17 protein-coding genes, 1 tRNA gene and 1 pseudogene are annotated in these 22,378 nt (G+C 60.3%); 8 read left to right on the top strand and 11 right to left on the bottom strand.

Annotated elements, in window-relative coordinates; genetic code table 11:
* Positions 1–27: 27 nt before the first annotated feature.
* Positions 28–1,902, top strand: a complete 1,875-nt coding sequence (locus ACSBLW_RS06165; protein ID WP_435259353.1) for a cation:proton antiporter domain-containing protein — start codon at positions 28–30, stop codon at positions 1,900–1,902.
* Positions 1,903–2,151: 249 nt separating this feature from the next.
* Here the strand turns inward: ACSBLW_RS06165 and ACSBLW_RS06160 are convergent, their stop codons facing one another.
* Positions 2,152–2,592 (bottom strand): hypothetical protein, encoded by a 441-nt coding sequence (locus ACSBLW_RS06160; RefSeq protein WP_435259352.1) that lies wholly within the window; start codon positions 2,590–2,592, stop codon positions 2,152–2,154.
* A 12-nt stretch (positions 2,593–2,604) separates the two neighbouring features.
* Positions 2,605–3,171 carry a hypothetical protein gene (locus ACSBLW_RS06155; protein WP_435259351.1) on the bottom strand — a complete coding sequence of 189 codons (567 nt, stop codon included), beginning with the start codon at positions 3,169–3,171 and terminating at the stop codon, positions 2,605–2,607.
* Between the two features lie 300 nt (positions 3,172–3,471).
* Here ACSBLW_RS06155 and ACSBLW_RS06150 point away from each other — a divergent pair.
* Positions 3,472–4,597, top strand: a pseudogene (locus tag ACSBLW_RS06150) (IS3 family transposase).
* 369 nt (positions 4,598–4,966) lie between these two features.
* On the opposite strand, the gene ACSBLW_RS06145 reads toward ACSBLW_RS06150, so the two are convergent.
* Positions 4,967–5,040 (bottom strand) — tRNA-Cys (locus ACSBLW_RS06145).
* Positions 5,041–5,200: 160 nt separating this feature from the next.
* On the opposite strand from ACSBLW_RS06145, the gene ACSBLW_RS06140 reads away from it, so the two are divergent.
* The 3 genes from ACSBLW_RS06140 (at position 5,201) to ACSBLW_RS06130 (ending at position 10,439) form a co-directional block, all read left to right on the top strand.
* On the top strand, positions 5,201–6,181 hold the full coding sequence (locus tag ACSBLW_RS06140) for a magnesium transporter CorA family protein (RefSeq protein WP_435259350.1): 981 nt from the start codon (positions 5,201–5,203) through the stop codon (positions 6,179–6,181).
* Between the two features lie 110 nt (positions 6,182–6,291).
* Positions 6,292–7,230, top strand: coding sequence for an efflux RND transporter periplasmic adaptor subunit (locus tag ACSBLW_RS06135; protein ID WP_435259349.1), 939 nt, complete (start codon positions 6,292–6,294; stop codon positions 7,228–7,230).
* Positions 7,227–10,439: an efflux RND transporter permease subunit gene (locus ACSBLW_RS06130; RefSeq protein WP_435259348.1), complete on the top strand. Its 3,213-nt coding sequence runs from the start codon at positions 7,227–7,229 to the stop codon at positions 10,437–10,439. Before ACSBLW_RS06135 ends, ACSBLW_RS06130 begins: the two co-directional genes overlap by 4 nt.
* Positions 10,440–10,587: 148 nt before the next feature.
* Here the strand turns inward: ACSBLW_RS06130 and phoB are convergent, their stop codons facing one another.
* The 8 genes from phoB to ACSBLW_RS06090 form a co-directional block, all read right to left on the bottom strand.
* Complete coding sequence (gene phoB, locus ACSBLW_RS06125; protein WP_435259347.1) at positions 10,588–11,280, bottom strand: phosphate regulon transcriptional regulator PhoB; 693 nt, start codon at positions 11,278–11,280, stop codon at positions 10,588–10,590.
* A 5-nt stretch (positions 11,281–11,285) separates the two neighbouring features.
* Positions 11,286–11,996 carry a phosphate signaling complex protein PhoU gene (gene phoU, locus ACSBLW_RS06120; RefSeq protein WP_435259346.1) on the bottom strand — a complete coding sequence of 237 codons (711 nt, stop codon included), beginning with the start codon at positions 11,994–11,996 and terminating at the stop codon, positions 11,286–11,288.
* 10 nt (positions 11,997–12,006) lie between these two features.
* A complete protein-coding gene (gene pstB, locus ACSBLW_RS06115; RefSeq protein WP_435259345.1) occupies positions 12,007–12,837 on the bottom strand; it encodes a phosphate ABC transporter ATP-binding protein PstB in 831 nt (276 codons plus the stop codon).
* 1 nt (position 12,838) lies between these two features.
* On the bottom strand, positions 12,839–14,182 hold the full coding sequence (gene pstA, locus ACSBLW_RS06110; RefSeq protein WP_435259344.1) for a phosphate ABC transporter permease PstA: 1,344 nt from the start codon (positions 14,180–14,182) through the stop codon (positions 12,839–12,841).
* Positions 14,179–15,633: a phosphate ABC transporter permease subunit PstC gene (pstC, locus tag ACSBLW_RS06105; RefSeq protein ID WP_435259343.1), complete on the bottom strand. Its 1,455-nt coding sequence runs from the start codon at positions 15,631–15,633 to the stop codon at positions 14,179–14,181. Before pstC ends, pstA begins: the two co-directional genes overlap by 4 nt.
* Positions 15,634–15,696: 63 nt before the next feature.
* Positions 15,697–16,734: a PstS family phosphate ABC transporter substrate-binding protein gene (locus tag ACSBLW_RS06100; RefSeq protein WP_435259342.1), complete on the bottom strand. Its 1,038-nt coding sequence runs from the start codon at positions 16,732–16,734 to the stop codon at positions 15,697–15,699.
* A 192-nt stretch (positions 16,735–16,926) separates the two neighbouring features.
* Positions 16,927–18,303: an aspartate aminotransferase family protein gene (locus tag ACSBLW_RS06095; RefSeq protein WP_435259341.1), complete on the bottom strand. Its 1,377-nt coding sequence runs from the start codon at positions 18,301–18,303 to the stop codon at positions 16,927–16,929.
* A gap of 89 nt (positions 18,304–18,392) precedes the next feature.
* The gene (locus ACSBLW_RS06090; RefSeq protein ID WP_435259340.1) at positions 18,393–18,917 is read right to left on the bottom strand and encodes an Lrp/AsnC family transcriptional regulator; all 525 of its coding nucleotides are present in this window, start codon (positions 18,915–18,917) and stop codon (positions 18,393–18,395) included.
* Between the two features lie 22 nt (positions 18,918–18,939).
* Here ACSBLW_RS06090 and ACSBLW_RS06085 point away from each other — a divergent pair, with 22 nt between their 5' ends.
* The 3 genes from ACSBLW_RS06085 (at position 18,940) to doeA (ending at position 22,374) form a co-directional block, all read left to right on the top strand.
* A complete protein-coding gene (locus ACSBLW_RS06085; protein ID WP_435259339.1) occupies positions 18,940–20,325 on the top strand; it encodes a PLP-dependent aminotransferase family protein in 1,386 nt (461 codons plus the stop codon).
* A gap of 94 nt (positions 20,326–20,419) precedes the next feature.
* A complete protein-coding gene (locus tag ACSBLW_RS06080; protein WP_435259338.1) occupies positions 20,420–21,181 on the top strand; it encodes an ectoine utilization protein EutA in 762 nt (253 codons plus the stop codon).
* 11 nt (positions 21,182–21,192) lie between these two features.
* Positions 21,193–22,374 (top strand): ectoine hydrolase DoeA, encoded by a 1,182-nt coding sequence (gene doeA, locus ACSBLW_RS06075; RefSeq protein ID WP_435259337.1) that lies wholly within the window; start codon positions 21,193–21,195, stop codon positions 22,372–22,374.
* The last annotated feature ends 4 nt before the right edge of the window (positions 22,375–22,378 follow it).

The raw sequence follows: 22,378 nt of genomic DNA, 5'->3' as shown, positions 1-22,378 counted from the left end.
GATTTCCCCGAAGCCAAAGGACCCGCGATGACCGCAGAATTCATGTTCACCACCTTTACCATCTTCCTTGCCGGGATGATCGCCGTCCCGCTGGCCTCGCGCTTTGGTTTGGGGTCCGTTTTGGGCTATCTGATCGCAGGCATCGCCATCGGGCCGGTTCTGCATTGGGCGGAGGTGGATGTCATCGCGTTGCAGCATTTCACCGAGTTCGGCGTGGTGATGATGCTGTTTCTGATCGGGCTTGAGATGCAGCCCAAAGTCCTTTGGGCCATGCGGTCGCGGATCTTTGTGATGGGCGGATTGCAGGTTGGCCTGACGACATTGGCTGTGATGGCGGTTGCCATGGCGCTGGGGCAGGTCTGGTCGGTGGCTCTGGCCATCGGCATGATCTTTGCCATGTCCTCCACCGCGATTGTCACCCAGACGCTGAACGAAAAGGGCCTGATGCGCAGCGACGGGGGGCAGGCCAGCTTCTCGGTTCTGCTGTTCCAGGACATTGCCGTGATCCCAATGCTGGCGCTGATCCCCTTGCTGGCCTTGCCCGAGCTCATGGCTGCTTTCGGCCAAGGGGAGGACCATGGCAGCGGTCACGGCGAAACGGGCCTAAGCCTTAGTCTGGTCGAAGGCCTGCCGGGTTGGCAAACGGCACTGGTGACGCTTGCGGCCATCGGCGCCGTGATCATCGCGGGCCGCTATCTCACGGGACCGATCTTTCGCTATGTCGCCCGGGCGCGGCTGCGCGAGCTTTTCGTCAGCACGGCATTGATGATGGTTCTGGCGATCGCACTTTTGATGACGATGGTGGGGCTCTCGCCTGCGCTCGGCACCTTTCTTGCGGGTGTCGTAATGGCCAACAGCGAATATCGTCATGAATTGGAAAGCGATATCGCCCCCTTCAAAGGTATCTTCCTTGGCGTGTTCTTCATCACCGTCGGAGCTAGCATCGATTTCGCCCTGCTGGGGGAAAACCTTGGCCTTGTCTTTGGCCTGACGCTTGGCCTGATTGTTCTGAAATGCGCGGTCATGCTGGGCTTGGGGCGCGTCTTTAAGCTGGCCGGGGGTGACAAATGGCTATTCGCCTTGGGTCTGGCGCAAGCCGGGGAGTTCGGCTTTGTGCTGGTTTCCTTTACCGTGGCCAACGCAGTTGTTCCGCCTGCGGTGGCGGATCTTTTGCTGCTTGTCGTAGCACTGTCGATGCTGCTGACCCCTGCCTTGTTCATCATATATGACCGGGTGATCGCGCCCCGCTATTCGCGCCAGCAGGAACGGGAGGCCGACGAGATCGCGCCCAATGCAAGGATCATCATCGCCGGGCACGGGCGCTTTGGCGGGGTCGTGAACCGGGCGCTTCAGGCGGCGGATTACCAAACCACGGTTGTCGACTACAGCAACGAGCAACTGGCCATGCTGCGCCGCTTTGGCCTCAGCGCGTATTTCGGCGATGCCACACGCCCCGATCTTTTGCACGCCGCCGGGATCGAAGAGGCCGATGTTTTCGTGATCGCCATCGACAACAAGGCAGCCGCAACCGAGCTTGCCCGCTATATGCACGACCATCACCCCAAGGTCCATGTGGTGGCCCGCGCGATCGACCGCTGGCATGTCTACGATCTTTGGGCGGCCGGTTGCCGTGACATCATCCGAGAGACCTACGACAGCTCAATCCGCGCCGCGCGTTCGGTGTTCGAGGCGATCGGCCACCCGCGCGACGAGGCCGAGAAACTGATTGGCATCTTCGAGGAATTTGACCGCCGGACCATGGTGGAAACGGCGCAGGCCTTCATCGAAAGCGACGACCCCCACAGCGAGAACAGCCCCTATTCGAAATTGATCCGCGAAAATCTTGGCATCTGGGAGGAGGAGTTGAAAGAAATCATGAAAAGGGCGCGATCTGGGAAGTGAGTAGCTGGCTCGTTCGCCCCGACCGTAGCGAACAATTGGCCATCGAACGGCTGCTCAAGGGATTGTTGCACTAAAGACTTGGGCCGTGTCGACCGTCCGCGTTGGGCCGAACTCGTCGATAGCCCAGCCGACGACGCACGGGGCGGAAAGCAGGCTTTTGAGACAGAGACGCCGAAGGTCTGCTTTGGGCCTGACGAAATACATAATTCCGCTTGCGCCAATCGACCACCTTTTGCAAGGCCACACCCGTTACGCTCTCCTCGACGCGGTGTTGCGCTTTATCCTGCCGTCTATTGCGGCACGGATCACATCAATCTCAGCATCATCATAAGGCCTGCCGTCTTCCCAAAGGAGGTCGTGGAACCAGTTTTGATCGTCACTGCGGCCGCCATGGGCGCGGACCAAGGCTTCGGGCCAAGGCGGGTGGGTCTGGGTGCGGCCTTTGACGAAGCCCCATTGAAAGCATCCGACCCCCTGAGCCTGGAAAAGTGGCAACTGGTCTGCATAGCGGCTGTCGACGGCTCGGGCCATCCACTCGGTGCAGAAGATCGGACGGCCATTCGCGGATAGTGCCTGAATGATCGCCGAAACACTTTCATGGTCGAGATAGGCATGGAAGGTCAGGATGTCAGACAGTGCCAGTGCCTCTTGGTCGGCCTCGGTCGCGAAGTGCGGGGTCGCGCTTCCCAATGAAGTAGCGCTTTATGCTCCGACAGTGAGGGGCTGCTTTGGTGTCTCGGCGCGCGCCCAGTCAAAACTATCGCGCATCAGCGTGAGCGAAGCAGGTTCGAGATCTTCGGCAAAAGTGCTGAACCCATTCTCATGAAACTCCATGAGATTTCCGGGCTCATTGTAAAGGTCCCAGAACAGCACCCGGTTGTCCGAGCGGAAGGAGCCAATGATGTCGCGGACGTAAGCCTGCAGTGACGGACGAAGGCTAGGGTCCATGACGGCCCTGCGACCGGGAGAGGCCACGGCGCGGCTGTTGTGGACGCCGGGGATCGGGTCGGGCTGAGTGCCCCAGACAGGCGCTTGTCCCCCAAATCCGCAATCGTCGAAAAGGCAGGGGACCGTAGAAATCCCAAAACGCGCGGCGACATCCATCACACGATCAAGCCGGTCAAGCGTGCCGTCTCGGTCATGCAGCCAGCCTAAGTACTGCAGATTGATCCGAATGGCGTTCATGCCAATCTCTGCCGCCCAGCCAAGCTCCCGCTCGATCGTCGGCAGATCAAAACTTTCGGGATGCCACATCTCAATGAAGTTCACGGCAGTTGAGGGCAGTTAATTGCGACCGCAAACCCATGAATGCGCCTTGCCCCATGATTTTGCATCGGCAACGGTCCAGCGGTCTGTGGCCATCGTAAGCATCGTATCCGTAGGAAAAAATGGCCCCGCCGGACAAAGGGCGGGGCCAATCCTGTCAGCGGTCAAGCTGGTCTTGCACCGCGATCTCTGCATCGGCGAGCGCTTGGTCCACCGACTTGCCGGTAAGCCAGATTGTCGTGCCCCCACTGAAGTGGTCCGCCAACTGGGATAGGTTTATCTCGTTTTGAGGAGGACCAAAGGATGACTGGGAAGCGAGATAAGCCCGAAGAGATCGTTCTGAAGCTTCGGCAGGTGGAAGTGCTGCAAGCGCAAGGGAGCTCGGTCGCTAATGCAGTGCGCCAGATCGATGTGACGGTTCAGACCTATTATCGCTGGCGTAGAGAGTATGGCGGGATGAACCGGGATCAGTTGAAGCGCTTGAAGGCGCTGGAGGCTGAGAACCAACGGCTCCGGCGTGCAGTTTCGGATCTCACGCTGGACAAGATGATCCTGACCGAGGCAGCACGGGGAAACTTCTGAGCCCTTCACGTCGCCGGCGGTGCGTTGAGCATGCGCAGCAGACCTTGGCATATCGGAGCGCCGGGCCTGCCACGCTTTGGGACAACACCGTTCGACACAGCCCAAGGTGCCCTGCGGAAAGCTCGACGGCGAGCGGCTGACCGAGGACATCATCGAGCTTGCGCGACAGTTCGGGCGCTACGGTTATCGCATGATCACCGGCATGCTGAACAGCAGCGGCTGGCATGTGAACCACAAGCGCGTCGAGCGGATCTGGCGACGCGAGGGGCTGAAGGTTCCCCAGCAGCAGGCCAAGAAAGGCCGGCTCTGGCTGAATGACGGGGCCTGTGTGCGGCTTGGGCCCGAGCACCCGAACCACGTCTAGTCCTACAACTTCGTCCAGGACCGGACACACGATGGCCGTGTGTTCAGGACGCTGAACATCATTGATGAGTTCACTAAGGAGGCACTTGTGATCCGGGTCAGGCGAAAGCTCAACTCGATCGACGTCGTCGACGCCCTGACGGACCTGTTCATTCTCCGGGAGCCACCCGAGTTCATCCGGTCCGACAATGGCGCCGAGTTCATCGCCAGGAAGGTGCGGGACTGGATCGGCGCGGTCGGCGCAAAGACGGCTTACATTGAGCCGGGTTCACCGTGGGAGAAAGGCTATTGCGAGAGCTTCAATTCCCGGTTCCGCGATGAACTGCTCAATGGCGAGGTATTCTATACCCTGCGCGAGGCTCAAATCCTCATCGAGAAATGGCGCCGCCACTATAACACTGTGAGGCCACATAGCTCTCTGGGATACCGCCCGCCCGCACCGGAAAGCCTCGTGCCGATAGACCAAAAACCGACCATGCAATAACAATCAGATCGGACCACTCATGCGGGGCACTCCATGCAAATAGTACAACACGGAGTAGGAAGGTTCGCTCGCGCGACGCAATCTGATTGAACGCGCTAGATGCCAACAGCGCAAATGTATCACATTCTCAATGCACTTTCACTGTAGCTGAAGGACGGTGATATCGATGTCGACGCCGATCAAGTTGTCGGCGATCGACTCGCTGATGAACATTTTAGCAGCCTGCACAAGAGAACAGGGGCGGACATAACCTCAACCCATGGCGCAATCCATAACTTTTATACCGCGCCGAGATTGGTGGGCCCTATGGTGGGTAGGAAGCTGTCGGTAAGAATTTTTGCAGCAAAAGCAAGAGCTAAAGGAAATCAGTGGAGGCGGGTACCGGAATCGAACCGGTCTTCACGGATTTGCAATCCGCTGCGTAACCTCTCCGCCAACCCGCCGCCGTGAGGTGCGATGTGATTAGGTCATCGCCGGGAAAGACGCAAGGGGGGTGTTCGCCATTCTGCATGAGGAGTGGCGTCAATCGAAGCCTTGTCTTGCCCCTATCATCCGCAATCAGACATGCTAGCCTTGACCTTGGGACCATAAAGGGGCGGCAAGATGCTGAAATCGTACGGAGTTGTCGCGGGGCGGTTGGTGCCCGTTGAAAACGGTGGCGCCACGGTTGACCAAGTGGTCTGGGTTGATCTTTTGACCCCAACGCCAGAGGAAGAGGCGCAGACCGAGGCAGATCTGTCCTTAGACCTGCCGACGCGCAAGGAAATGCGCGAGATCGAACAGACTTCGCGGCTTTATTCAGAAGATGGCGCGCAGTTCATGACAGCGATGATCCCTGCAAAAAGCGAAACAGACGAGCCCATCATGGAGCCGGTGACCTTTGTCCTGACAGGGCCAAGGCTGGTCACGATCAGATACCACGAACCGAAGGCTTTTGAGTTGTTCGTGCAGCGTGCAGGCAAGGGGCATATGCCCTGCCCGGATGGCGAAGCCGTGATGCTTGGACTTTTGGAAGTGATGGTTGACCGTCTGGGCGACGTGCTGGAGCGCGCTGGTCAGGATGTGGAGACCATTTCGCGCCGCGTCTTTGAACGGCAACAGGGAAGGGCGCGCCGAAGTGCCCGTTGGCAGGTTTTGCTGGAGGATATCGGGCGAAAGGGGGGCCTTGTCTCGGTGATCCGCGATTCCCTTGGGACGCTTGACCGGCTGTCGGTGTTCTTTGGTCAACGGCTGCGGCACGACACGGGCACGACTCAGGCCACGGAACATCAAGGGCGGTTGCATGATCTGACCGCCGATATTCGATCCCTATCAGATCACGCGGCTTTTGTTGCGCAAAAGGTGAATTTCCTGCTGGACGCGACGCTTGGCATGATCAGCATCGACCAGAATACCGTGATGCAGATTTTTTCGGTGGTCTCGGTCGTGTTTCTGCCGCCGACGCTTGTGGCCTCGGTTTATGGGATGAACTTTGAGGGGATGCCCGAGCTTTCGATGCCTTGGGGATACCCTGCGGCTTTGGGTCTAATCCTTCTCTCTGCGCTTTTGCCGTATCTTTTTTTCCGCCGGAAAGGGTGGCTTTGAGGCTTGGCTTGCCCTCGCGGTAATAGTTCTGGACAATATATTCAAAATTGTGAATACATTGCCACGATGAACCCTGAGTCGCGAAAGGATTTCCCATGCGCTTGCCCCTGATGACCGCCCTTGCCCTTGGTCTTCCCTTGGTCGCCAGCGCCGAGCCCTTGGTCCCGGTCACGATCACGGAGTGGAAATCGGTCTATGGCCGGATTGAAACGAAAGATCGCTTGCCTGCGCGCGCGCGCCTTGGTGGCACGATGGTTGAACTGGCGGTGACGGAGGGTGACACGGTCACGGCGGGTCAATTGCTTGGCCGCATCGTCGATGAAAAGCTGGGCCTGCAGATGCAGGCGATTGACGCAAAATCGGCCTCGCTGGCCGCGCAGCTTGAGAATGCCAAGACGGAATTGGCGCGTGGCGAGGATTTGCTGAAGCGCGGTGTCACCACGGTGCAGCGCCTTGATGCGCTGCGGACGCAGGTCGATGTGCTGCAAAGCCAGATCGAAGCTGTGGCGGCTGAACGGCAGGTGGTGGAACAGCAAGCAGCGGAAGGCGCGGTTCTGGCCCCATCCTCGGGCCGAATTCTGGATGTGCCGGTTTCGGTCGGCGCGGTGGTCATGCCCGGTGAACCTGTTGCCGTGCTGGGGGGCGGTGGCACGTTCCTGCGCCTTGCAGTGCCAGAGCGTCATGCGATGGCGTTGGAAGAGGGCGACACGATTGGCATCACGGGCCCTGATGGTCAGGCCGAAGGAACTTTGGCCCGCATTTATCCGCTGATTGAAAATGGCCGCGTGATTGCCGATGTCGATGTGGCCGGGCTGACCGACCGCTTTGTCGATGCCCGCGTTCTGGTGCGTTTGCCGGTTGGCGAACGGCAGGCTTTGCTGGTGCCACAATCGGCCCTTGTGACCAATCACGGCTTGGATTTCGTCGAAACTTCCGCCGGGCCGCGCGCCGTGGTGCCGGGCGAAGTGCATCAGATCGACGGTGAGGTGATGGTTGAAATCGTCTCGGGCCTCGAACCCGGCGACGAGATCGTGGAGGCTGGGGAATGAGCAAGTCACATAACAAGGGCCTTGGCATTGCCGGTGGCCTGACCCAAGCCTTTATCAAAAGCGCGTTGACGCCGCTGTTCATTCTGGCAGCAGTTGCGGCGGGTATGGTGGCGCTGATCAGCCTGCCACGCGAAGAAGAGCCGCAAATTTCGGTTCCTTTGGTCGATATTCACGTTCAGGCCCCCGGTCTGAAGGCCGAAGATGGTGTGAAGCTTGTCACCGAACCCCTTGAAGTTCTTGTGAAAGGCATCAACGGGGTCGAGCATGTCTATTCGCAGACCCGCGATGACAATGCGATGGTGACTGCGCGTTTCCTTGTGGGGACGCGGTCGGAAGATGCCGTGTTGCGGGTTCACGACAAGATCCGCGCCAATATGGACCGCATCCCGCTGGGCATTCCGGAACCCTTGGTGATTGGCCGGGGGATTGATGACGTTGCGATCCTGTCCCTGACGCTGTCGCCAGCGGCCGAGCATGAAGCGTCATCAAACGATTTGACGCGCATTGTCAGAGAGTTGCAGGCCGAAGTTGCGAAAGTGGACGAGGTCGGCTTGACCTATCTGGTCGGTGAAGCCCAAGAAGTGATCCGCATCGCGCCCGATCCGGAACGGCTGGCGCTTTATGGTGTGACGCTTCAGCAATTGGCGGGCAAGGTCAATCAGGCCAACCGCAGCCTGAACACCGGCGTTTTGCGCGATGGTGGTGAACAGATTGCGCTTGTCGCCGGCGAAACCTTGACCGCACCTGCAGAGGTGGCAGGTCTGTTGTTGACCACGCGCGATGGCCGCCCGGTCTATGTGTCAGACGTGGCTGATGTCACCTTTGTGCCGGATGCGTCAGATCATATCGTGGCGCAGATCACCCGCGAAGACGATGGCAGCTTGCGCCGTGCCCCCGCTGTAACCTTGGCTGTGGCAAAGCGGGCTGGCGCGAATGCCGTGACCGTGGCCGAAGAGGCGCTTCATGCCGTCGAGGCCTTGGAAGGCACGCTGATCCCCGAAGGGTTCGAGCTGACCGTGACGCGAGACTATGGCGAGACGGCCAATGAAAAGGCCAATGAACTGCTGTTCCACCTTGGTCTTGCGACGGTGTCGATCATTGGACTCGTCTTCCTTGCGATCGGTTGGCGCGAATCCGTTGTGGTGGCCATCGTGATCCCGGTGACCATTCTGCTCACGCTCTTTGCCGCTTGGGTCATGGGGTATACGCTGAACCGCGTCTCGCTTTTCGCGCTGATCTTCTCGATCGGGATTCTGGTTGATGATGCCATCGTGGTCATCGAAAACATCGCCCGCCACTGGGGGATGAAGGATGGCCGGGATCGGGCGCGGGCCGCTGTGGATGCCGTGGCCGAGGTGGGCAACCCAACCATCGTTGCGACCCTGACGGTGGTTGCAGCCCTGCTGCCGATGCTCTTTGTGTCCGGCCTGATGGGCCCCTATATGTCGCCCATTCCGTCCAATGCTTCGGCGGCGATGATCTTTTCTTTCTTCGTCGCGGTGATCATCACGCCTTGGTTGATGGTCAAGGTCGCGGGCAAGGCCGATATGTCTGCCCATGGCCATGACGATGCCTATGGCGGACATCCGGGGGGCAGGCTGGGAAGCCTTTATGCAAGCTTTGCCCGCCCGATCCTGCGGTCAAAGGGGACAAGCTGGTTGTTCCTGATTGTGACCATCGTCCTCTCCTTCGGTTCGCTTGGGGCACTTTACACCAAGGATGTGACGGTCAAGCTCTTGCCCTTTGACAACAAGTCGGAACTGAGCGTGGTCATCGACCTGCCGGAAGGTGCCAGTGTCGAGGCGACCGACCGCGTGGCGCAGGATGTGGCGACAATTGCGATGGAATTGCCCGAGGTCATCGGCTTGCAGACCCATGCCGGTACGGCCGCGCCTTTCAACTTCAACGGTCTGGTGCGTCATTACTTCCTGCGGCAAGAGCCCAATCTGGGCGAGGTGGCGCTGAATCTGTCACCCAAAGGGGATCGCGAGCGCGCCAGCCACGACATCGCGCTGGATCTGCGCGAGCGGCTAAAGGCTGTTGCGGCCCCGGAGGGCACCTCGATCAAGGTGGTTGAACCGCCGCCCGGTCCGCCGGTGATCGCGACCCTCTTGGCCGAGGTTTATGGCCCCGATGCCGAGACCCGGCGCGAGGCCGCGACTCTGATCCGTCAGGCGTTCGAGTCTGTGCCCTTTGTCATCGATGTCGATGACAGTTTCGGGACGCAGGCGCGCCGTTTGCGGGCGACGATCGACACCACCGATCTGGATTTCTTCCAGGTGCAGGAACAGGATGTCTTTGACACCATTGCCTTGCTGAACTCTGGCCAGACGGTTGGCTATTCGCATCGTGGCGAAGGCCGCCATCCGATCCCTCTGGAGATTGCCCGCGACAAGGGCGACCGGGTCATGGATGAGCGGTTCCTGTCGACGCCGATCCCCGCCAACGTCATTCCCGGTGCGCGGGGAGTGGTCGAGTTGGGGGATGTGATCCGGGTCAAGGAGGAACTCGCAAGCTTCCCGATCTTCCGCCACAACGGGCGCGCGGCCGAAATGGTGACGGCCGAACTGGCCGGAGATTATGAGGCGCCGCTGTATGGCATGCTGGCCGTGGCTGATGCAATCGAGGCGATGGATTGGCCCGAGGGAAACAAGCCCGAGATCAGCCTGCATGGTCAGCCCAAGGATGAAACCAAGACCACGCTTTTGTGGGATGGTGAGTGGGAAGTGACCTTTGTCACCTTCCGCGATATGGGGGCGGCCTTTGGGGTGGCGCTTCTGGGGATTTATATCCTTGTCGTGGCGCAGTTTGGGTCGTTCCGTTTGCCCTTGGTGATCCTGACCCCGATTCCTCTGACTTTCCTTGGGATCATGCTGGGGCATTGGCTTTTTGCGGCGCCGTTCTCGGCCACTTCGATGATCGGTTTCATCGCGCTGGCGGGGATCATCGTGCGGAACTCGATCCTTCTGGTCGATTTCATCCGCCATGCAGACCCGGCAAAGAGCCAGACCGAGATCCTTATCGAGGCGGGCGCGATCCGGTTCAAGCCGATCCTTCTGACCGCGATTGCAGCGATGATCGGGGCGGTGACGATCCTGACCGACCCGATCTTTCAGGGCCTTGCGATCAGTCTGTTGTTTGGGCTGTTCACCTCGACCCTGCTGACCGTGCTTGTGATCCCCGCAATCTATCGCGTGTTCAAGACCTAAAGATCCCACAGAAAACAGCGTCCCCGTCGGGGACGCAAAAAGGGGCCAAGGAAATCAATGCCTTGGCCCTGCGTTTTTACCAAATCTTAACGGTCGCGGCGGGATGGAACCAATTTTCTTGCAAGAAAATTGGCGGTCGCACTTGGCGTTACCCTAGGGCATAACCCGCGCCGCGGACGGTGCGCAGGGGGTCTTCGCCGCCATGTTGCATCAGCGCCTTGCGCAACCGGCCGATATGGACATCGACCGTGCGGGTGTCGACATAGATGTCGCGGCCCCAGACCCGATCCAGCAATTGTTCGCGGCTCCAGACCCGGCCCGGCTTTTCCATGAAGGTCGACAGCAAGCGAAACTCGGTCGGCCCCAGTTTCAGCACCTTCTCGCCGCGATAGACGCGGTGCGTTTCCGGATCCAGCCGGATGTCATCATATTCCAGCGTGACGCCGATGGTCGAAGGACGCACCCGGCGCAATTGGGCGCGCGCGCGGGCCATCAATTCCAGCACCGAATAGGGCTTGATCACATAGTCATCGGCCCCGGTTTCCAAGCCGCGGATCTTGTCCACCTCTTCGGCGCGGGCCGAAAGCATGATGATCGGGATGGCGCGGGTTTCGGGGCGCATCTTCAAGCGGCGGCAGACCTCGATGCCCGAAAGCTCGGGCATCATCCAATCAAGAATGATGATGTCGGGCGCTTCTTCATCGACCAGCATCATGCCTTCTTCGCCATTGGCCGCCTGGACAACGCGAAAGCCTTCGGCCTCGAGGTTATAGGCAAGCACTTCACGTTGGGCAGGTTCGTCTTCGACCAAAAGGACCGTCGGTTGCGGCAAGCCGGACATCGCGCTTAGTCCTGTGTCGTGGGCGGAAGGGCGGTCATGTCGGCCTTGGGCCGGTCGGCATCAGGCAAAGTGCCGTTGACCAGATAGATCACCTGCTCGGCAATGCCGGTGGCATGGTCGCCCACGCGTTCGATGTTCTTGGCGATGAAATGCAGGTGCATGCACGAGGTGATGTTGCGCGGGTCTTCCATCATGTGGGTCAGGAATTCGCGGAAGAGCGCATTGTACATCTGGTCGATATCGGCGTCGCGGCGGCGAACGTCTTCGGCCAGTTCGACATCGCGATTGGCAAAGGCATCCAGCGCATCATGCAGCAGCGCCACGACCGAGCGCGCCATCCGCACGATGGAGCCGGACGAGCCGGGGACAACTTGCATTTCGTTCAGAACCAGCGAGCGTTTGGCAAGGTTCTTGGCGTAATCGCCAGACCGCTCGAGGCTGCCGACGATGCGCATGACGGTCAGGACCGTCCGCAAGTCGCTGGCAGCCGGGGCCTGAAGCGCGATGATCCGGGCGCAATCGGTATGGATTTTCTCTTCCAGCGCGTCGATGGCCTTATCGCCCTTACGGACTTCGGTGGCCAAGGCCTCGTCACGCTTGTCAAGCGCCTCGGCGGCGCGCAGCAGGGCGTCTTCGACCATGCCGCCCATGCGCATGACTTGGGCTTGAACGGCTTCGAGGTTCTTGTCGAAAGCGGTGCGGATATGGGGGTCCATCTGTATCTCCTTATCCGATGCGGCCGGTGATGTAGGATTCAGTGCGCGGATCGCGCGGATTGGTGAAGATCTGCTCGGTGTCGCCAACCTCGACCAGATTGCCAAGGTGGAAAAAGGCGGTGCGCTGGCTGACGCGAGCGGCCTGCTGCATCGAGTGGGTGACGATGACAACGGCAAACTGGCTGCGCAACTCGTCGATCAGTTGTTCGACCTGTGCGGTGGCGATCGGGTCAAGGGCCGAGCAGGGTTCGTCCATCAACAGCACTTCTGGCGAGGTGGCGATGGCGCGGGCGATGCAGAGGCGCTGTTGCTGGCCGCCGGACAGGCCGGTGCCGGGGGCGTGAAGGCGGTCCTTCACTTCTTTCCAGAGGGCAGCCTTGGTCAGGCAGCTTTCCACGACCTCGTCCAGTTCGGCTTTGGACCGGGTCAGGCCGTGGATTTTGGGGCCGTAGGCGACATTGTCATAGATCGACTTCGGAAAGGGGTTCGGCTTTTGGAACACCATCCCGACCTTGGCGCGCAGGCGCACGGGGTCAACGCGCTTGTCGTAGATATCTTCGCCGTCGAGAAGGATTTCCCCGGTGACGCGGGCCGAGGCCACGGTGTCATTCATCCGGTTCAGACAGCGCAGGAAGGTGGATTTGCCGCAGCCCGAAGGGCCGATGAAGGCGGTGACCGTGCCGTTCAGGATGTCCACATTGACGTCCTTCAGGGCATGGTTTTCGCCGTAATGCACGTTCACGTTGCGGGCGGTGATGCGGGGGGGCTGAGGTGTCACAGTCCTCTCCTCGGGGTTCGGGGCAGCAGGGTTGAAGTCAATCGGACGGCTTTGGCTGTTCATGTTACCACCGGCGTTCGAATTTGCGGCGCAGAAGAATGGCGGTGACGTTCATGGCCACAAGGAAGACCAAGAGCACGATGATGGCGCCGTTCGACCGCTCGATAAAGGCGGGGTCCGAGCGCGAGGCCCAGGAATATACCTGCACCGGCAGGGCGGTGGCGGGGTCGAAAAAGCCGTCGGTAGGGGCAGCGGGGTAGTTGTCGACAAAGGCCACCATGCCGATCAGCAAAAGTGGCGCGGTTTCGCCAAGGGCGGTGGCAAGGCCAAGGATCGCGCCGGTCAGGATGCCGGGCATGGCCAAGGGCAGGACGTGGTGGAAAACGGTCTGCATTTTCGACGCGCCAATGCCAAGGGCGGCATCCCGGATCGACGGAGGCACGGCGCGGATCGCGGCGCGGGTGGCGATGATGATGGTGGGCAGGATCATCAGCGAGATCACAAGCGCCCCCACGATCGAAGAGGATTGCGGCAGACCGACAAAGTTGATGAAAACCGCGAGTCCCAGGATACCAAAGACGATTGAGGGCACGGCGGCGAGGTTCGAGATATTTACCTCGATGATGTCGGTCAGGCGGTTTTTCGGGGCGAATTCCTCAAGATAGATGCTGGCAGCAACCCCCAGCGGCACGCAGATCAGGGCGACCAGAAGCATCATATAGGCAGAGCCGAGGATGGCCACGCCTAGGCCCGCGGCCTCGGGGCGGAGGTCGGAGGCATCGGGATTGGTCAGGAAGCGCGTGTTGAAGGGGGCCGAGAGCATGCCCTTGGCGATCATCTGATCGGCGACGTCCAGCATGGCGGGGCTGATCTGCTTGTCGCGCACAGCGGTTTCGCGGGTGACGCGGCCCTTCAGATAGCCATCAATGCGACCTGCGGCCAGAACGCTGCGAATTTGCGAGGTGCCGACCATGCTGGGGTCTGCAAGGACTTCGGCCCGCAACACGCCGGGGGCGTCTTTGGACAGAAGGCCTTCGATTTCCTTTTTGGACAGACCCTCGGTCGAAATGCCTTGGGCCTGTAGTTCGACGGTGAGTGCGGCGGTGATCAGTTTGCCGTAGCCGATGGTGGTGACCTTGGCCATCTCGTCGCGGTTCAGGTTGCCTTTCGGGTCCAGCACCTCGGCCGAGAGGGTGATCGGCAGGTTCACCTTGGCCTGACGGAAGGCGGAAACCCCATCGGCAAAGATCGTCCAGAGCATGATCGCCAACACCCCAAGCGAGATGGAGATGGCGATCAGGCCATAGGCCTTGAAGCGGCGTTCGGCGGCGTTGCGGCGGCGCATCTCAGTGCTGCCCGTCAGGATCGAATGCGCGGGCTTTGCGGAGGCGTTGGTCATGTCGGTCATTCGTATTGCTCGCGATACTTGCGCACGATGACGAGCGCAAAGACGTTCAGGCCCAGCGTGATGACGAAAAGCGTGATGCCAAGGGCGAAGGCCACCAGCGTCTCGGGGCTGGCAAAGTCGGTGTCGCCGGTCAGCTGGCCCACGATCTTGACCGTCATGGTCGTCATCGCCTCGAAGGGATTGAGGCTGAGTTTGGCGGCGGCACCGGCGCCCATTGTCACGATCATCGTTTCGCCAATAGCGCGGCTGGCGGCCAGAAGAACGGCGCCGACGATGCCGGGCAGGGCGGCGGGCAGGATCACCTGACGCACGGTTTCCGATTTCGTCGCGCCAAGGCCAAGGCTGCCATCGCGCAGGGTTTGCGGCACGGCGTTGATGATGTCATCGGCCAGCGACGAGATGAACGGGATGTTCAGAATGCCGATCACGATGCCAGCGGTCATGACCGAAGACCCGGACGTGCCGAGGTTGAACGGCTGGGCAAAGTAATCGCGGAGGAAGGGGCCGACCGTGATCAGGGCAAAGAGGCCAAAGACCACGGTGGGGATACCGGCAATCACCTCGATCAGCGGCTTGATGATGGCGCGGGCGCGGGGGCTGGCATATTCCGCAAGGTAGATGGCGGTGAAAAGCCCAAGCGGGACGGCCACGATCATCGCGACCAGCGAGATGTAGAGCGTGCCCCAGAGAAGCGGCAGGAAGCCCAGTTCCGAGCCGCCAGAGAAATTCGGGCTCCATGTCAGGCCAAAGAAGAAGTCCTTGGCTGAATACATCTGAAAGAAGTTCAGGCTTTCAGAGAGCATCGACCAGATGATGCCGACCGTGGTGAGGATGGCGATGGTGGAGGCCGCGATCAACATGCCTTTGACCACGCTTTCCACATGGTTGCGGGCACGGAAATCGGGGGCAAGCAGCGCCAAGGCGACGACCGCGCCGATCAGCGCCGTGGCCAGAATGACGATCGCGCGCCAGACGGCCAAATTTCCTTGGCCTGCACGATAGGCCTGTGCCGCAGCAAGTGTTTCAGGGGCCACGTCAGACCCAAGCGCGACGCCGACCTGACCCAAGGTGGCGCGCAAATCGGCAACGCCGATCGTCAAGGCGGCATCAGCGGTCAGAACACCCTGTTCAACCGTGGCGTCCAACCCCCGCGCCACACGGCGCAGATCGGCCACGGCAAGCTCGGTCGCGGTGGCGTCGGCGGTGACTCCGGCGGGAAGCAGGTGGGAGACGCTGCTTTGCAGATAGATCGGCTGAGCGATGATCCACAGCACAAGAACGGCCAAAGCGGGCAAGGACGACGCCAGTGCCACGAACCAACCCGAATATCCCGGAAGCGAATGCAGGTCGCGGATATTTCCCGAAACCCGTGAGATGGCCCTATTTCGCCCAAGGAAGAACCCGGCAAAGGCAATCGCAAGGATACCGGCAATCACGATAGTTATGGTCATGCTTGGCAGCTTTCGTCGTCAGAAGGGTAAGCGGGGGTCTTGCGACCCCCACTTGGAATTCAGTTAGTTCAGAGGAGCCATCGGAGTTTCTTCGGCCACCATCGCTTGGGTTGCGGCCAGTTCCGGGTCAGAGACAAGGCCGTATTCCGCCAGCGGGCCATCGGGGCCAGCCATATCGTCGGACACGAAGAATTCGATGTATTCTTTCAGGCCGGGGATCACGCCGAGATGCGCCTTCTTGACGTAGAAGTACAGCGGACGCGACACCGGATAGTCACCAGCGGCGATGCTTTCGACGGTCGGCTCGACGCCATCCATCGTGGCGACGCGCAGCTTGTCGGTGTTGTTCTGGTAGAACGAAAGACCAAACACGCCCACGCCGTTCTTGTCGGCGTCGATGCGTGCCAGCGTTTCGGTGTAATCGCCGTCGATGTCGACCGAGCGACCATCGGTGCGCAGTTCCATGCAAGCGTCTTCGGCCTTGCCTTCGTCACCGCCATTAGCAGCCTTGAAGGCCTCGAACGCGCCGGTGGCTTCGCAGCCAGCCACGATCACCTTGGTGTCAAAGACTTCGCGGGTGCCGTGCTTGGTGCCCGGAACGAAGACGAGGATGTCTTGGTCGGCGAAGGCTGCGTTGACTTCGGACCATTTGGTGTTGGCGTTGTCGACCAGTGCGCCGTCCTTCATGACCTTGGCGCCGAGGGCGTTGTAGAGGTCTGCCGGGGTATAGGCGAATTCCGGGCCGTTCGCGTCAGACGCGAAGACGATGCCATCATAGCCGATGCGGACTTCCATGATCTCGGCTACGCCATTGGCGGTGCACAGGTCGATGTCCGACTGCTTGATGCGCGATGAAGAGTTGGCGATGTCGACGGTGTTTTCGCCCACGCCTTCGCAAAGTTTTTTGCGGCCGGCACCCGAACCGCCGCCTTCAACGACGGGCGAGGGGAAGTCGAAGTTTTCGCCAAAGGCTTCGGCCACGATGGTGGCATAGGGCAGCACGGTCGACGAGCCGGTGATCTGGATCTGGTCACGGGCTTCGGCGGCGGTGGCGGCAGCGGCAATGGCCAGAGCCGAGGCGGAAATTTTGAACATCGTCATGGATCGCTCCTGGTTTTCGTTTGGGGCCGAACCCCGTTTGAGTCGGCCCTTGGCGACGGAGATAGCGGTCATGCGTGACGCTTATGCCAAAGTTTTATGACAGTTCGGTGACAGGGCGCGGGGGGCCTGTTTCTAATGCAAAACGGGCGCCGGATTGATCGTGGCGCCCGTTGGGTGTTTTTCTCTAAGGGTTTATCCCAGAACGGTTTTTATGGCCATTGCGGTGGCCGAAACCACGGTGTCGGCTTCGGTTCGTGTCAGGCAGAGCGGGGGGGCGAACCCAAGGATATCGCCCTGCGGCATGGCACGTCCTATGACACCATTGTCAAGAAGGGCGGCTGCGATGGCGGGGCCGATTTTGCGGGCCGGATCGAAGAATCGGCAGTTGTCGCGATCCTCGACGAATTCGACGGCGGCCATCAAACCATCGCCGCGCACTTCGCCGACGTGGTGGTGGCTGGAAAGCGCATCGGCGAGCGATTGGCGGAAATAGGCGCCGGTTTCGCGGGCGTTTTCGACAAGGTTCAACTCGTCGATGAGTTTGAGGTTTGCCACACCTGCCGCCGCGCAAATCGGATGGGCGGAATAGGTCCAGCCATGACCTATGGGGCCGAACTGGTCAGAGCCTTGCACCAGCACCTCCCACATCCGGGTCGAGACGATCGAGCCGGACAGCGGCGCATAGGCCGAGGTGAGACCCTTGGCGATGGTGATCAGGTCCGGCTCCATCCCGTAATAGGTGCTGCCGAACATGGTGCCAAGGCGGCCAAAGCCGGTCACGACCTCATCGGCTACCAGAAGAATATCGTATTTCTTCAAGACCGCCTGAATGGCTGCCCAATAGCCTTTGGGCGGAGGAACGATACCGCCGGTGCCAAGGATCGGCTCGCCGATGAAGGCGGCAATGGTGTCGGGGCCTTCGGAAAGGATCATTTCTTCCAGTTTGGCCGCGCAATGGGCGCTGAACTCTTCCTCGGTCTGGTCGCGGTTTTCGCGGCGGAAGTAATAGGGGGCCTCGGTGTGCAGAATGGGCGCGCGGGGAAGGTCAAAATGGCTGTGAAAGAGCGACAAGCCCGTCAGAGAGCCGGTCATGACGCCCGAGCCGTGATAGCCGCGCCATCGGCTGATGATCTTTTTCTTCTCGGGTCGGCCAAGGATGTTGTTGTAATACCAGAGCAATTTGATGTTGGTTTCGTTCGCGTCCGATCCGGAAAGACCGAAATAGACACGGCTCATATGGGCTGGCGCGCGTTCGATGATCATGCGGGCCAAGGTGATGCTGGCTTCGGTGCCGTGACCGACATAGGCGTGATAATAGGCCAGTTCATGGGCTTGCTTCGCAATTGCCTCGGCGACTTCGGTGCGGCCATAGCCCACGTTCACGCAGTAAAGCCCGGCAAAGGCATCAAGGCTGCGTTTGCCCGTGCTATCCTGAATATAGCACCCCTCGCCCCCGGCGATCACCCGGCGAGGTGTGTCGCCACGCGCATGCATCCCCATATGGGTCGAGGGGTGGAAGAAATGGTCGCGGTCCCAGGCGTTCAGGTCATTGGCTTGGCTGTCGGTCATCTGGGACTCCTTTGGTCGATTTGGCGGCACCATCGGGCAGATGGGACAGAGAAGGGGACCAAAGAGCAAGGGTGAAGTAGAGAGACTCTCTATTTCTCGGTTTTGGCGGCGGTGAAGATCTCGGTCGGGACCGGGCCTTCTTCGCGCAGGGTTTTGGTCACGACATAGGTGTAATAACGGTCGATCCCGATGGGACTGGCCAATAGGCGGTCGACAAGCGCCTGATAGGCCTGAATATCGCGCGCGATGATCTTGACGAAGTAATCGACGCCACCGCCAACAGACCAAAGCGAGACGACTTCAGGGCAGGAGAGAAGCGCCGTTTCGAAACGGTCGAAGTCGGCTTGCCTGTGGCTTTCCAAGGTGACCGACAGGATGACGGCGGTAAAGGGCGCGACTTTTCGTGGGGCGAGGCGGGCATGATAGCCCTGAATGATGCCCGCCTGTTCCAGTTTGCGCAGACGCAACCAGCAGGGCGTGGGAGAGAGGCCAACCAATTCGGCCAGCTTCAACTTTGTGATCCGCCCGTCTTTTTGCACGGCATCCAGAATGCGCAGGTCGATGGCGTCGAGTTTCATGCGGCCCCCGGTGATCTTGCTGTTGCAGATTGTCATGATTGGACGCAAATTTGCAATCATGACAATCTGGATGCCCAATAAGGCGGCCTTGCCGCGCCCGGCCTATCTTTCGCTTGCCGAGCAATTTGCGCGGGCGGTCGAGGACGGGCATTTGCCGCCCGGAACGCGGCTGATGCCGCATCGAAAACTGGCGGATGCCTTGGGGCTTTCGGTGCAGACGGTCAGCCGCGCCTATGACGAATTGATCCGCCGCAATCTGGTGGCAGGCGAGGTCGGGCGCGGAACTTATGTGCTGCCGCCGTCGTCCGAGGCGCGGCAACCCTATTTGCCGGAACGTCCGGGTGAAGTGATTGATCTTTCGATCCTGAAACCTGTGGTGGGGCAGCGGCAGGTCGAGGAATTTCGGCAAGGCTTTGCTTGGCTTGCGGAAAATCTGTCGGCCTCGTCCGCTTTGTCGTTTCGACCCAAGGCGGTGATGCCGCGTCATTGGGAAGTGGCGGCGGGATGGCTGAGAGCTTTGGGCATTCCTGCAGTGGCATCGGGCGTGGTGATCTCTAATGGCGTTTCGGCGGCGCTGTCTGCGGCGGTGATGGGCGTTGTGCCGCCGGGGGGCGGCTTGGCTGCGGAAAGCCTGACACATCACACGATCAAGCCGTTGTGCAACTATCTGGGTTTGCATCTGGAAGCCATTGCCATGGACGCTGAAGGCATGTTGCCCGAAGCCTTGGACGAGGTGGCGGCCCGCGGTGCGCTGCGGGCGGTTTATCTGCAACCTAATGTTATCAATCCCTTGGCCCACATGATGGGGGGCGCGCGACGGGCGGAATTGGTTGACGTGGCGCGGCGGCATGATCTGGCGATCATCGAAAACGACAGTCTGAACCTTCTTTTGGGCGATCGACCCCCTGCTTTGGCGGCCTTGGCCCCTGAACGCACGATTTATCTGTGCGGGTTTTCCAAGATCACCTTTCCGGGGCTGCGTCTGGCCTATCTGCACGCGCCGGCACGCTTTGCGGTTGCGGTTGCGAACCGCCATCTGGTTGCACATTGGATGGCCACACCGGCCATGGTGGAACTGCTGTCGTACTGGGTAGAAGCGGGGAAGATTGCGGAATTGGTGTCACTGCAAATGCAGGCCTTGGAAGACCGCCACCGGATCGCGGCCGAGGCCTTGGGTCCATTGATGCCCGCGGTGCATGGCCGGTCTTTGCATCTTTGGCTGGCCTTGCCAGAGGCATGGACGGAAGAAGGGTTTGTCGCGGCGGCAAGTCAGCGGGGCGTCGCTGTGGCCGCAGGGCAGGCCTTTCGGATCAGCGAGAAGGGGATGCAGGCAGCAGTGCGGATCTCTCTCGGCTCGACCGGCGAAGACGATTTGCGCAAAGGGCTGGGCCTTTTGGCGGGTCTTTTGTCCGAGGCTCCCGAGGCGCCGCTGCTGACGATCTAAAATTGTCATGAGATTATTTCGGAATTGACTTGCTTTGGGGCTGGGTCATTCTGCGGATGACTTGGGGGAAACGGTTTGCCCGGAGGTGTCTGCCATGACCGAAATCCGCATCAGTTCTCGCCCGCCACGGCTGGACCCGCGCCCTATGCCACATCGGGTTGGCGTCATCGCGCTGTCGACCGATCACACGATGGAGGTGGATTACGCCCGCATCCTGACGCCGCAGGGGATCGGGTTCTACACGACGCGTGTAGAATTCGTGAACCCTGTCGCGCCGGAAACGCTGAAGGCGATGGAACCGCGTTTGGCTGCGGCGGCGGAATTGATCCTGCCCGATCAAGAGCTTGATGCGATTGTCTTTGGCTGCACCTCGGCCTCGGTCTGTATTGGCGATGCGGCCGTGCAGGCGCAGGTGAACAAGGGCAAGCCGGGCTGTCGGGTGATTACGCCGGTCTCTGCGGCGGTGGCAGGGTTGCAGGCGATGGGGGCAAAGCGGATTTCGGTTCTGACGCCCTATCTGGTCGAAACCTCAACGCCGATGGCCGGGGTGTTCGAGGCAGCGGGGTTCGGGATTGACCGATTCACCTGCCTGAACATGCCCGACGACCGGGACATGGCGCGGATTGCCTTGGATGAACTGGTCGAGTTGGCGGCAGAGGCCGCGGATAAGGGGTCTGAGGCCCTGTTCATTTCTTGCACCGCTGTTCGGGCGGCGGGGATCATTGACCGGCTGGAGGCGGCGACTGGCATGCCGGTTTTGTCGTCGAATTACGCAACAGCGTGGAATCTGGCGCGGCTTTGCGGGGTGGGCGGGGCGATTGCGCCCGGCCACTTGATGACGCTGCCGCTGAACTGAAGGAGTTCGGAATGTCTGAGGTGCAATTGCGGTTTTCCCGCGCGGAATTTGCCGAACGTCTGGCGAAAACGCGGGCGGCGATGGAGGCGAAGGGGGTTGATCTGCTGATCGTCACGGACCCGTCCAACATGAACTGGCTGACGGGTTATGACGGCTGGTCCTTCTATGTGCACCAATGCGTTGTGGTGCCGCCGCATGGAGAACCGATCTGGTTCGGGCGCGGGATGGATGCGAATGGGGCCAAGCATACGGCCTATCTGAAGCCGGAGAATATGATCGGCTATCCGGATCACTATGTGCAAAGCACCGAGCGGCATCCGATGGATTACCTGTCAGCCTTGCTGACGGACCGTGGCTGGGGCGGGCTGCGCATTGGCGTCGAGATGGACAATTACTGGTTCACGGCGGCGGCTTTTGCCAGCCTGACCAAGCATTTGCCCAATGCGCGGTTTTCCGATGTGACCGCCCTTGTGAACTGGCAGCGCGCGGTCAAATCACCAACCGAAATCGACTATATGCGCAAGGCAGCACGGATCGTCGAGGGGATGCATGCCCGCATCTTTGACAAGATCGAGGTCGGGATGCGCAAATGCGATCTGGTGGCCGAAATCTATGATGCGGGTATTCGCGGCACGGGAGGCGTGGGTGGCGATTATCCGGCCATCGTGCCGATGCTGCCCTCGGGGCCCGAGGCGAGTGCGCCGCATTTGACATGGGATGATCGCCCGATGAAGGCGGGCGAGGGGACGTTCTTTGAAATCGCGGGCTGCTATCACCGCTATCACGTGCCGCTGTCGCGCACGGTGTTTCTGGGCAAACCAACGCAGGCGTTCCTTGATGCGGAACAGGCCACGTTGGAAGGCATGGAGACTGGGCTTTCCGCCGCGAAACCCGGCAATGCCTGTGAGGATATTGCCAAGGCCTATTTCGCGGTTCTGGCCAAGCATGGCATCGTGAAAGACAGCCGCACCGGCTATGGTATCGGGGTCAGCTATCCGCCGGATTGGGGCGAACGGACGATGAGCCTGCGGCCCGGCGACAAGACCGAGTTGAAGCCGGGCATGACCTTCCATTTCATGACCGGGCTTTGGCTGGAGGACATGGGGTTTGAAATGACGGAATCCATTCTGATCACGGAAACAGGGGTGGACTGTCTGGCCAATGTTCCCCGGCGACTGATGATCAAGGATTAGGACG

It is taken from the genome of Thioclava sp. FR2 (assembly GCF_051200875.1).
Classification (GTDB): Bacteria; Pseudomonadota; Alphaproteobacteria; order Rhodobacterales; family Rhodobacteraceae; genus Pseudotabrizicola.
This window is presented reverse-complemented; position numbering and strand designations above follow the sequence as displayed.